This window comes from Exiguobacterium sp. PvP048 (assembly GCF_040549175.1).
Taxonomy (GTDB): Bacteria; Bacillota; Bacilli; order Exiguobacteriales; family Exiguobacteriaceae; genus Exiguobacterium_A; species Exiguobacterium_A artemiae.
This window is the reverse complement of the sequence record NZ_JBEPSU010000002.1, coordinates 460,813-472,966: the sequence shown is the minus strand read 5'-3', so window position 1 is coordinate 472,966 and position 12,154 is coordinate 460,813. Positions and strand designations below refer to the sequence as shown.

General features: G+C 50.7%; 11 protein-coding genes. 2 read left to right on the top strand and 9 right to left on the bottom strand.

Features of this window, described 5'->3' with window-relative positions; all coding sequences use genetic code 11:
• Positions 1–11: 11 nt before the first annotated feature.
• The gene (locus ABIC15_RS06840) at positions 12–1,655 is read right to left on the bottom strand and encodes a sensor histidine kinase (protein ID WP_233494555.1); all 1,644 of its coding nucleotides are present in this window, start codon (positions 1,653–1,655) and stop codon (positions 12–14) included.
• 78 nt (positions 1,656–1,733) lie between these two features.
• On the bottom strand, positions 1,734–2,174 hold the full coding sequence (locus ABIC15_RS06835; RefSeq protein WP_114596142.1) for a YaiI/YqxD family protein: 441 nt from the start codon (positions 2,172–2,174) through the stop codon (positions 1,734–1,736).
• A 131-nt stretch (positions 2,175–2,305) separates the two neighbouring features.
• Between ABIC15_RS06835 and ABIC15_RS06830 the strand changes: the two genes are divergently transcribed.
• The gene (locus ABIC15_RS06830) at positions 2,306–4,054 is read left to right on the top strand and encodes an ABC transporter ATP-binding protein (protein ID WP_214848450.1); all 1,749 of its coding nucleotides are present in this window, start codon (positions 2,306–2,308) and stop codon (positions 4,052–4,054) included.
• Positions 4,051–4,932: an NAD(P)-dependent oxidoreductase gene (locus tag ABIC15_RS06825; protein WP_354020178.1), complete on the top strand. Its 882-nt coding sequence runs from the start codon at positions 4,051–4,053 to the stop codon at positions 4,930–4,932. The genes ABIC15_RS06830 and ABIC15_RS06825 overlap by 4 nt, the downstream gene beginning before the upstream one ends.
• 55 nt (positions 4,933–4,987) lie before the next feature.
• Here the strand turns inward: ABIC15_RS06825 and ABIC15_RS06820 are convergent, their stop codons facing one another.
• The 7 genes from ABIC15_RS06820 to ABIC15_RS06790 form a co-directional block, all read right to left on the bottom strand.
• The gene (locus tag ABIC15_RS06820; RefSeq protein WP_214765123.1) at positions 4,988–5,626 is read right to left on the bottom strand and encodes a DUF975 family protein; all 639 of its coding nucleotides are present in this window, start codon (positions 5,624–5,626) and stop codon (positions 4,988–4,990) included.
• Positions 5,627–6,013: 387 nt separating this feature from the next.
• Positions 6,014–6,679 (bottom strand): copper homeostasis protein CutC, encoded by a 666-nt coding sequence (locus tag ABIC15_RS06815; protein ID WP_214765156.1) that lies wholly within the window; start codon positions 6,677–6,679, stop codon positions 6,014–6,016.
• Positions 6,680–6,704: 25 nt separating this feature from the next.
• Positions 6,705–7,469: a DeoR/GlpR family DNA-binding transcription regulator gene (locus ABIC15_RS06810; protein ID WP_012370050.1), complete on the bottom strand. Its 765-nt coding sequence runs from the start codon at positions 7,467–7,469 to the stop codon at positions 6,705–6,707.
• 202 nt (positions 7,470–7,671) lie between these two features.
• A complete protein-coding gene (gene plsY, locus ABIC15_RS06805) occupies positions 7,672–8,292 on the bottom strand; it encodes a glycerol-3-phosphate 1-O-acyltransferase PlsY (RefSeq protein WP_012370049.1) in 621 nt (206 codons plus the stop codon).
• A 17-nt stretch (positions 8,293–8,309) separates the two neighbouring features.
• Positions 8,310–9,365: a M15 family metallopeptidase gene (locus ABIC15_RS06800; RefSeq protein ID WP_354020175.1), complete on the bottom strand. Its 1,056-nt coding sequence runs from the start codon at positions 9,363–9,365 to the stop codon at positions 8,310–8,312.
• Between the two features lie 95 nt (positions 9,366–9,460).
• Positions 9,461–9,895: an acyl-CoA thioesterase gene (locus tag ABIC15_RS06795; RefSeq protein WP_012370047.1), complete on the bottom strand. Its 435-nt coding sequence runs from the start codon at positions 9,893–9,895 to the stop codon at positions 9,461–9,463.
• Positions 9,896–9,907: 12 nt separating this feature from the next.
• Positions 9,908–12,151 carry an AAA family ATPase gene (locus ABIC15_RS06790; protein WP_354020174.1) on the bottom strand — a complete coding sequence of 748 codons (2,244 nt, stop codon included), beginning with the start codon at positions 12,149–12,151 and terminating at the stop codon, positions 9,908–9,910.
• Positions 12,152–12,154 lie beyond the last annotated feature (3 nt).

The following is a 12,154-nucleotide window of genomic DNA, read 5'->3' as shown; positions in this document are numbered from 1 at the left end:
TCCTTTCTTCGTTAGTCCTCTGTCATTTCAGTCGAAAATTGAAGCGTAAACGTACTGCCTTTTCCTTCTTCTGACTGCACGGCAATCGACCCGCCGTGATCCATGACAATCATCCGGCAAATCGCTAAACCAAGACCGGTTCCGCCAATTTTCCGCGTGTCCGAGTTATCAGCCCGGTAAAATTTATCAAATACAAACGGGAGTGCTTTTTCCGGAATTCCGATTCCTTCATCTTCAATCGTCAAGACCATCTGTGATCCCTTCATGTGACCCCGGACTTGAATCGTTCCTCCGTCCGGTGAATATTTGATAGCATTCATGATCAAGTTCGTGAAGAGCTGTTTCATCTTCTCTTCGCTCGCCGTCATCTGATAATCGCCCGCTTCAAACAGGACCCGAATCCGGTGTTTACTGCTCGCAAGCTCGAACATCGGTCGCATCTCATATACCAATCGTTTAAGGTCCAACCGTTTTTTGACGATGCCTTGTGAGACATCCTCACCTTTTTGGATTTCTAAAATATCATCAATCAGCTCTGCCAGACGAACGGTCTCGGAATGGATCGTCTCGAGGTATTTTTTTTGACGCGGACCATCGAGTGAACGACGCATCAACAGTTCCGTAAAGCCCATAATCGACGAGAGCGGTGTTCTTAATTCATGCGAAACAATCGAGACGAACTCCGACTGTTTCAAATCCAGTTCTTTTTCTTTCGTGACATCCCGCAAGACGAGCATCATTCCCCACTCGACATTGGCGATGGCGATTCGTTCGGCATAGGCACTCAGCAACAGATTCCCACGAAAAGCCGATAGTTCAATCGTCTCTCCGGGAATCTCCCCGTTCATTAATTGACCGATATAGTCATGCAGCGCATCGGGCTGATCGACGTGTTCGAATAAGGAAGTCGCCCGTTCGTACGCATGGCGGAAGCCTTGAGATTGACTGACGAGCTTTGGCGGGAACATGTTCAACAATGCCTGATTGGCATAAATCTGTTCCCCGCTGCTTTCGATATATAAGACCGCTTCCCGAATCGAATCGAGTAATTGGTACGTTTTGATTTTTTCATGCTCCATTTGATGGAACAACAGGTGACGTTCCAGCGTCATTCCGAGTTTGCGTGACAAATCCAAAATATCCCCGACCTGTTCCAAGTTGAACTGCTCGAATGGATGTTTGAGATAGATGACACCGACGACACCGCCATTGCTTGGTGACTGGACAGGAATCGCCGATTCATACATCATCTCTGCTACAGGGAGCTGAACCGATTTTCGCATGACAAAAGCACGGCGTAACACAGAATATTGATCCAAATCTTTTTCGATCAATTCAATGTCTTCCACCCCTTGCGTCACAAGGTGACTCAATTGTTCACGGCGATATAACAGGATGGCCCCCGCCTCAAGATTGATGAGTTTCAGCAACTTAACGAGTAATGTCTCACACGCTGACTCGACGCTTTGGGTTGCCAATGCTTCCATGATTTCGTTGCGGTGTTTCAATTTATGTTCCACTTCCGCCAAGTCCTGTGTCAGTTGACCGATCCGTTGACGGTCGGTCGTCTGTAACGTCTTGACGGGAAATGGACTGGTCTTCAGACGATACGGTCTCGTCTTCTTTTCCGGACGATATCGTACGATTTTTTTCAATGGGCTTCCTCCTTCCGATTCATGCATTCATGTTTAAAATTATAACACGAGATTTTAATTTTTCGTCTCGTATTTGACTTAAGAACGCGCGGTCGTTTCCGCTAATAAACGTTTAAATGCCTGTTCGAATGCAACATCTTCCTGCCGCGTCCGTTTTTTGGGTCCCTTCGTCCGTCCACCTGCCCGCCGGATTTCTTGACCGACATGTCGTGTATGTAGAAGAAAATCTATGTTTTCGTTTGTAAAAATCCGACCATTCTGATCAACGGCTCGTCCATTGCGTGCGAGGGCGAGGGCAGCCAGACCGTAATCCTGGGTTACGACGATGTCTCCCGGCGCCATCCGGTTGACGATGGCAAAGTCGACGGCGTCCGCTCCTTGACCAATCGTAATCGTCGTCGCCCCTTCCCGGTTAAACTGATGTGCTGTATCACAGACTAAAAAAACCTCGTATCCTTTGCTCAATCGAATCGTCAAATCGACGACCGGACAGCCGTCTGCATCGATCCATATTTTCATGTCACGTCACTCCTTCTGTTACTTCGCTTTCATTAAGTGTCCGTGACGACCGGAATCACTGTCAAGTCCAGCACTCGAAGTTGACCGTAACTGCCATAGAACCGACAATAGAAAGGAAAGGATGTGCCGAATTGAAACCTGCAACATTTACCTCATTTTTATCCTTACTGAAGAAAAGCGAACCACCGGTCGGACTGCTGTCAGCTGCCGTGACGGTTTCAATCATTCAGGCACTCGCTGCTTTGATGATTCCCTGGTTTTTGAAATCCCTGATCGACAACTTCTCCATCGATCAGGTCACACCGGGCTTGGTCGCCCTCTTCATCACGGTCTTCATCGTCCAGATGATCAGCAATGCTTTTTCCATCTACTGGCTGCAAGTCGCCGGGCAACGGATCGTCGCCAACTTGCGGACGATGTTGTGGAAACACTTGCTAGCTTTACCCATTCCGTTCTATGACGAAACGAAGTCAGGCGAACTCGTCTCACGTCTCAACAACGATGCGACGACCTTACAACAATTATTATCGGAGCAACTCGTTCGTCTGTTGACCTCAATCGTCTCGATTGTCGGTGCGATTACGATTTTATTTTTCCTCGACTGGCAAATGACGCTAGTCATGGTCATCGCCGTCCCGTTGACATTATTGATCATCATTCCGCTCGTTCGGAAACTGCATCAGATTTCACGGGAGACGCAAAAAGAGCTCGCCGGCTTATCGGGATTTTTTGCAGAAATGCTCGGCGAAGTCCGCTTGGTCAAATCACAGGCGACAGAAACCTATGAAATGGAACGCGGAAAAACCCGGATTGAACATCTGTTTGGCTTTGGCGTCAAAGAAGGGAAGATTCAGGCCATCTTACTGCCCGTTTTCAACGTCGCCCTGACCTCGATGTTAATCGTCATCATCAGTTTCGGTGCTTACCGCGTCTCGACGAATCAGATTACGGCGGGTGAACTCGTCGCCTTTTCGTTATACCTGTTTCAAATCATGACACCACTCGTGACGATGACCGAGTTCGTCTCGAAATTACAAAAAGCACGCGGGGCAACGGAACGGATTTCCGAACTGCTCGAAGAACGACCGGAACAGGACGGGACCCGACAGGTTAAGCGTCCGTTCGCAGCCGTTCACTTTAATCATTTGTCGTTCGGCTATGACGACACGACACTGTTGCACGACGTCACCTTCTCCCTGCCGCGTGGTCAAACGACGGCAATCGTCGGTCCGAGCGGCTCCGGTAAATCGACCTTGTTCGCTCTGCTCGAACGCTTTTATCTGCCGACGAACGGTCAAATCGAGCTCGGTCCGCATGCAATTGATCAGTTTGAACTGGCCAGCTGGCGTAATGCGATCGGTTATGTCGCCCAGGACTCACCCGTCTTGTCGGGAACAATCCGCGACAATCTGTTATACGGCTTGACGCAAGATGTCACGGAACAACAAATCCGCGACGCCGCCGAGATGGCGAATGCCGATGAATTCATTTCTTCATTTACGCTCGGATATGACACGGAAATCGGCGAACGCGGTGTTAAACTGTCCGGCGGTCAACGGCAACGGATTGCGATTGCCCGCGCCCTCCTGCGGGATCCGGAATTGTTATTGCTCGACGAAGCAACTTCGAGCCTTGACTCGGAATCGGAACGGGTCGTCCAGGAAGCGCTCGAACGCCTGATGGAAGGACGGACGACATTCGTCATTGCCCATCGCTTAGCGACGGTCCGTCACGCCGATCAAATCGTCGTCCTCGAACAGGGACGTGTTTCCGGCATCGGGACACATGATACCCTCGTTGAGACAAATGTTTTGTACAATAAACTCGTAACGCAACAATTCATCGGTCAAACCGAAACGACCAGGGGGAGTAATACATGACAAAAACAATTGGTTTCATCGGACTCGGCGTCATGGGACAAGGCATGGTCCGCAACTTGTTAAAAGCCGGTTTTTCCGTCAAAGGCTACAACCGGACGAAAGAAAAAGGCTTGCCGCTCGAACAGGACGGGGCCATCATCGTCGATACGATTCAGGAAGCTGTCTCGGATGCCGACGTCGTCATCTCGATCGTCGGCTATCCGCAAGACGTCGAACAGATTTACTTGGCGGACGACGGGATTTTAGCCTCCGCTCAACCGGGGACAATCGTCATCGACATGACGACATCGAGTCCGGCGCTCGCGATCCGGATTGCCGAGCAGGCTGCTCAAAACGGCATCACTGCTCTTGATGCACCGGTCACGGGCGGCGATCTCGGAGCGAAAAACGGGACGCTTGCGATTCTCGCAGGCGGTGACGAAGACGCATTCAATACGGTCAAACCGATATTTGATGCGATGGGGAAATCCATCGCCCGCTTCGGAGGTCCGGGACAAGGACAATCGGCCAAACTCGCCAATCAGATTGCGATTGCCGGATCGATGATCGGGACAGCCGAGATGTTGCTGTTCGTCACGAAATCGGAAATCGATCCGACACAGTTCGTCGAGACGATCAAAAGCGGCTCTGCCGGCAGCTGGTCTCTTGAAAACCTGATTCCGCGTGTCATCGCGGAAAACTATTCGCCGGGCTTCTTCGTCAAACATTTCATCAAAGACATGAACCTGGCACTCGAACGGGCCGAGGAAATGGGGATTGCGACACCGGGACTTGCACTCGTCAAAGATTTATACGACGAGCTGGCAGCATCCGGTCATGCCGAATCCGGTACACAGGCTCTCTACCTGTTGTTAAAAGAGAAAACACCGTCGCATTAAAAGTACGACAAAAACGAGTCTGACTTCCGCACAGGGAGAAGTCAGACTCGTTTTTTTATGCTGAACGCGTTGCTGTCTGCTGTTCTTTTTTTAATTGTTCATAGAAGTGCGCGATTGTCGTATCAAAATACGGTGTCAGCAAAACAACTCCGACGGTACTGAGCAGCGCAAGAATCCCCCAAAGGATGAAACTGAGATAAAGTTTCGCAAGGCGCCATTTATGTCCATGCATCATCCGGCGGCTTTCACCAAGGACCTGGATAAACGACAGATCCGGTCGGTCGACCAATAAAAACGGCACCAATCGGTACATCAGATAAAAGTAGATTGCCGGGAGGATCAAAAAAGAACCGATGTAAACGAGTAACGTTACCAGTGTATAGGCTGCCATCGTCTTCAGGTAGAAACGGATCGACGCAAACCCTTCAAATAACGTCCCGATACCGGCTGATTCTCCGCGGACGAATCGTAAGTAGGCAATTGTCCGTCCAAGCGTGACGGGTGACAGCACAATCGTCACGACGATGTTCAAGGCGACGAACCGTAACATACTGTCGAGATTATCCTGGTCAAACGACATCCGGCTGGCAGCCAGCGCAAAGATGACGAAATAGATGATCGAGATGCTGAGCGCTGTCAGCCACTTCCCTTTTAACGTCGCAAGTGCTGCCTGTTTGTACTGTAAATTTGTCATAATGAACTCCTTTATCTTTCAACATTCCTGTTTTAGTGTACCGTAGTCTGCTTTGAAAAAATAGCAATCATCCCCTCACAAGGCTGAAGATGTGACGATTTTTGGACAGCTGTAATAATTGGATTTCATTCTCTTCTTTAAAAAGCGACGCAACCGAAACCACTTTTTCTTCACTCGCTTTCCTCAGGCGAGACACAAGCCAGTTTCCCTGCTCTTATGGCCAGGGAAGCGGGTCTTGTTTGTCTCTGACAGCGCAATGGAAATTGCGCTTTTTCCTGTAGGAGTCTCGTGAATGAAGTGGTTTCTCCAAAATAAAAAAAGAGGAACAGATTCAAATCTGCCCTCTTTTCTCATAAGGTTAACTGTTACGCCAACGAATAACTTTGATTAACGTGCCAGCAATTGTTTTAACGCTTTGACCTTCTCCGGATCGACTTGACCGTCGACGAGGACAGCGGATCCGACATGTAACTCGGTTGCGTTCGTTGCATTAAGTAATTCTTCCGCCCGCTCGACTGTGATACCGGAACCCGGCAAGACAATCAGGTCAGGGTGCTGTTCGATTAGTTCGGCGATGACAGCCTGACCTTCCAGTGCCGTCGGTTGTGCCCCGGACGTCAAAATCCGGTCGACTTCCGGAAAATCAGCCAGGACTTCCGCAGCTTCCAGGATGTCCCGACTGCTGTCGATCGCCCTGTGGAACGTTAGCGACAAGTCGCCTTTATGTTTAATAATCCGTCCGAGGAATCCTTCATCAACACGTCCGTCTGCCGTCAATGAACCGACGACGATTCCGGCTGCTCCGAGTTCCCGAATCAAATCAATGTCCGTGATGATCGTTTCCTGATCGGCTTTCGAATAGACAAACGATTTACTGTGCGGTCGCACGAGGACGTGGACCGGAATCTCGACCGAAGACAAGACCTGCCGGATCAATCCGTAACTCGGCGTCAATCCGCCTTCTGATAAGGCCGAGACGAGTTCCAGCCGGTCGGCTCCCGCCCGCTCGGCGGCTGTTGCTTCTTCTACTGTTGCTGCAATGATTTCTAACATGATACATCCCTCCCGCCCTAGTGTATCATGAGACGACGGTCCAATTCACCCGTTCATTAAACAGCTTCATCTCCCAAGAAGGCGGATAGGTCGAGGGACTGAGAACGATTTTAGCGCGGCGGAATTCCGCGACCTTATATTTCCGGTTGCCCTCGAATTCGTCACACGCCAAAAAGGCATAGACATCCTTTGTCCGACCGATGATGGCTTTTTGAATCAACGACGACTCGATGTCATCACTGACGAATCCCCGCTCGATCTCGGCTCCGTCGAACGTCAAAAAAGACGCGTCAAACGCATAGGCATCAAGCGCCTGCAAGACTTCGACCCCAACCGTCTGTCCATATGAATCGACGGTTCCGCCGAGTAATCGTATTTCGCCGTGGAACGGTCCCGTTTCCCGGCACTGTTCGAGATGACTGGCAATCGACAACGAGTTCGTGACAATCGTTGCGCTGCCGCTCAAGTACGGTAACAGATGTTCGACCGGCTCCCCTTTGCCTAAAAAGATGCAGGAGTAGTCCGCCAGCCAACCTTTCGCATAACGCGCCAGCCGACGGGACAATTGATCGGTCCGTCTTGAAATCGGCGATTCTTGTTTGCCGCCTTGGTAGATTGCTCCCCCGTAAACCCGCTTCAGTTGTCGTTCCCGCTCGAGTTCCTCGAGATAACGCCGGACAGTCTCCCCGGAGACATCCAGACGGTCAATCAAATCCTTCGTCATGACTTTTCCTTCTTCTTCGAGCCATTGCATGATTTGTGATTTTCGTTCCTCTCCTAATAACGACACATGAACTACTCCCTTCACAGACAAGTACTACTTCTAGTGTAGCGAACGTCTGTAAAGGTCTTGTAAATCCGGTGTAAAAAAACGTGTAATTCCTATGAAATGTTGTTGAATTCGTTTATTTTTCAGATTAACAAGATATTCACAAAAAAAAACGGATCCTCCTGTCCTTCCTTTACAGAAGAACAACAGCATCCGGTTGAAATCAATCGGTGTCTTTTTTATCTTTCGCAAACATACCAATCTTTGATTCCGTCCCTTGACGGATCCGGCTGATATTTTCACGGTGTTTAAAGATGACGAACAGCGCAAGAATCGTAAAGAACGTCGGGACGATCCAGTCCTGCTCGACGATACCGATCGTGATGGCAGCCACGATACCGATGCTTGCTGAGACGATTGAGCTGAGTGAAACCATCCGGCTCAGTCGTAACGTCGTCAAAAAGGAAATCAACAGCACCAGGAACAGAATCGGGCTCGTCACGAGCAGCATCCCGCCGGACGTCGCGACGGCCTTTCCGCCTTTGAACCTGGCAAAGACCGGATAAATGTGTCCGACGACGGCCGCTAGACCCGCAAACAGCGGATGCAGTTCGGAAGCAAGCAGAATCGGCACAAGACTGGCGACTGCCCCTTTGCCGAGATCACCAATCAAGACGATGATCCCCGCTTTTTTTCCTAGGACCCGGAACGTGTTCGTCGTCCCGAGATTCCCGCTGCCGTGCTGCCGAATATCAATGCCGTGTCCCCATTTTCCGACAAGCAGAGCAAACGGAATCGAGCCGAGTAAATAGCCTAAAATTAAAATCCCGATGATTTCAATCATGGTCAACCTCCAACGTATTAGTGACCGACCTTCATATATTCTTCGAGAGTCTGCCCATTATTTTTAATTTGTGTGGCTGGACCGACACCAACATACCGGATGTGCCATGGCTCATACGTGTACCCAGTCCGCGACTGGAACCCACGGTCGTACCGGACGATGAATCCATACTTCGCTGCGTTGTTCGCAATCCATTTTCCTTCTTTTGTATCTCCGAGTTCTGCCGTCAATCCATTCCCGACACTTGGTGCCGAGATATCGAACACAAGTCCGGTCTGGTGCTCACTGTGACCAGGACGGGCCGAATATTGATCGGCTGCCGCTTTTCCGTCACGGGCGACGTAGTTGTTGTAGAGAACCGTCTGACGTGAACCTGAACGGAATCCGCTGACAGCGTTCAGTGTCACACCATCGGCTTTCGCATCAGCAAACATTTTTTCCATTTGCTTCGCTGCCGGTGCCCGCATGTAACTTTGTTCGAGAACGCCTGAATACGAGAAGCTGACATTTGGCACGACTAAATCCGACGGTTTGTAATCGATCGGCAAGCTGTACTTTTTGTTGACGACGACTAACTCACCCAGTGACAGATCGGCTTTTGTATTCGATTTATCGACGTCCGGTGTTTCGGACTCCGGTTTCGACGGTTTGGCCGGTTCCGGATCCTGAGCGGAATCGGTTTTCCCATCGTCTTTTTTATCGGCCGATTTGTCTTCTGTCGAAGATTCGTCCGATGACTTCTCTTCCGTCGTTTTCTCTTCAGCTGCTTTATCGGCAGCTGCTTTCTCTTCGGCCGCTTTCTCTTCAGCTGCTTTTTGATCGGCCGCTGCCTGTTCTTCTGCTTTTTTCTCAGCTTCCGCTTTCGCGTCGGCTTCTTTTTTCGCTTCTGCCGCTTCTTTTGCTTCTTTTTCTTTCGCTACTTCGGCATCACTTTTTTCAGAATCTGAAGTGGCCTTTTCGTCTGCGCTTTTATTCGCCTGTTCGGTTTTTGAGTTGTCTTGCGCTTCCTGATCCCCAGGGTTACATCCTGCAAGGAGGAGCGCCAATGTGCTGACTGCTACGATTTTTTTCATTTTTAATTCCCCGCTTCCTTGGTGCTATTCTATGTTACCTCTAATCGACTGATTAGAAAAGCCCTCACGCAAGAAATCCTGCTGAGGGCGGAGGCTTAATTTGAGATGAGTGCAGCATCCTCGGTACGCATTTGTTCGTAAATCGCGTGCCAGTTCGGAAAGACTTTTGGTAAACGGATCGGACGGAAGTTTTCTTTTTTGACGACGACATGCGACGTTTTTCCTGCGACCGCCAGTTGACCGTCGGCATTCTTGACTTCATAGCCGTAAATCGTCCGCAGACCGTCATAATGATCAACCCAGACGGACACCTGTGCTACGTCACCGTACGTCAATGACCGTTTGTAATCGAGATTCACATTCGTGACCGGCGAGACATATCCGGCTTCTTCCATTTCCTTGTAATCAAGTCCGAGTGACTTGATCAGTTCCGTCCGTGCAATCTCAAAATAAACGAGATAATTCGAATGATAGACGATGCCCATCATATCGGTTTCAGCGTAACGGACTGGTATTTCAATCGTGTACATGTAGCTTCCCCCTTAAAAATCCTCTTTTTCAAGATAGGACCATTCTGAACCGGTTAAGCTAAGTTTGTCAATTAATCGGACGGATTGCTTCGCAATGGCCCGTTCGACGATCGTAATCGCGGCACGGGCATTGCCGTTCGGAACCGTTTCAATCATCTGCTCAAGCGTCTGTTTCGCTTCATCCGTCAATTGATACCCGTACTGGGCGGCATAATTGATGATGATCTCAATCAGTTCCTCCTTCGCATAGTTCGGGAAATGGAACTCCCGTTTAAAACGCGACTTCAGTCCGGGATTGCTGGCAAGCAAGGCCTGCATCGGCTGTTCGTAACCGGCGAGGACAACGACGAGATTATCGGCATGTTTCGTCATCTCATCGACCAGCGTATCGATCGCTTCCTTGCCAAAGTCGTTGGCGCCGCCGTTCAGCGCATAGGCTTCGTCGATGAACAAGACGCCGCCGAGCGCATCCCGGATCACGTCCCGCGTCTGTTGGGCCGTTTGTCCGACATATCCGGACACGAGATCAGCCCGGCTGACGACTTTTAAGTGGCCCCGCTTCAAGTAACCGCATTGACGGAGAACATCCGCATAGAGAGCTGCGACCGTCGTTTTTCCGGTTCCGCTGTTCCCGCTGAAGACGGCATGCAGTTCGACCGGCAGGACTTTAAAGCCTGCCTCCTGGCGGCGCTTCTGCATCGACAACAGGGCTTGGATCTGTTTAATTTCCGCTTTCAGCGGCTGTAATCCGACAAGCTGTTCGAGTCGTTCTTCGACCGTATTATCGTCTGAAGCGACAAGTTCAAAATCTGCTTGTTCGAGCAGCGCAAAATCTTCGTGACTGGCACTTTCCCCGAGACTCGCCCCTTTTTTGAAGATGGCATCGAGGACGATATTGCGGACGGCGCGTCCGTTCCCGAAACTCGCGTCGACCCGTTCCCGTTCGAGCCGGGACAGCAATGCCCGCTCCGCCTGCTCCGTCAGGACATAATCGTTGACGGTCGCAATCGAACGGCCGATTTCAAGCAGTTCCGTATCCGTATAGTCCGCAAGCAGGTAATGATTCGATTCCGGGAAACGGCTCCGCAAACCGGGATTCGCTTTCAGAAAATCACGCATTTCTTCCGGATAACCGGCTAGCACGACGGCAAACCGACCGGCGTATTCGCCGCTCGTCATCGCAGCGACAAGCGTATCGATTGCGGCTTGGCCGTAATCATTGCCGCTTTGACCGGCCCGTTTTAAGGCGTAGGCCTCGTCGATGAACAGGACACCTCCGACCGCTTCCCGGACTTTACTCATGACCTGTTCTTCCGTTTGACCGACAAACGCTCCGACGAGCGACGAGCGGTCCGTCTCGACGACTTCCGGCCGCTCCAGCAGACCGAGTTCGTGATAGATTTTCGCCATCAACCGGGCAAGCGTCGTTTTACCGGTCCCTGGATTCCCCATGAAGATCATGTGGAGGGATGGTTGATCGCTCGAGCGGTACCCGTCCGACGTCCGTTTTTGCTGATACTTCAAGAACCGATACATCTGATGGACACGCAACTTAATGTCTTCCAGTCCGATCATCGCATCGAGTTCCTCGAGCGCCGACCGTTCGACCTGTTTGATTTCTGCCGGAAGTAACGCAACAACCCGGCGTAAATCTTGCAGTGCCGTCGCTTTCAGTTCCGTCATCTCCCGGAAGGCATCACGCGAATAAAACCGTTCCTGCAGACTGTCGAGAAATTCCGTCGCAATCTGCTCAAGCGTCGCACTCGACAACAATAAGGCTTTTCCGGCTTCAAACAATTCCGACCAGCGCGCAGCATCCAGCCGGCGCAACCGTTCCGTCTGTTCGACGACCTGTTCCGTCTCGTGCAGGATTTGCCCCGCTTGTTGGATCAGTTCCTTTGTCGCTGACCGTTTCGCATTGGCATTGTCCGTCTCGCGGATCGTCGGAAAAGTGTTGGCGACGAGCAATTGGTAACTGCTCTGGAGCTGCTGTTCGATCAGCAACTGTTCGAGCCGCTCCGGCAGCCGGTCGTGTTGACGGATTTCCTGCATCCAGCTTTCGGCCAGGGCATCGATTCGTCCGGTCATGATGTAACGGTGTTCGACGAGTAAAGCTAAAATCCGGACTAACGCTTCCGTTTCCTGTAATAGTCGGCTGCTTTGGGCATAACGTAAGGCGAGGACCTCTTCGACTTTCGCCCCCTCTTCCCAAGCTGCAATTTGTTTGAACATCTCCTCTTTTGAGAATGTCTCCATGTC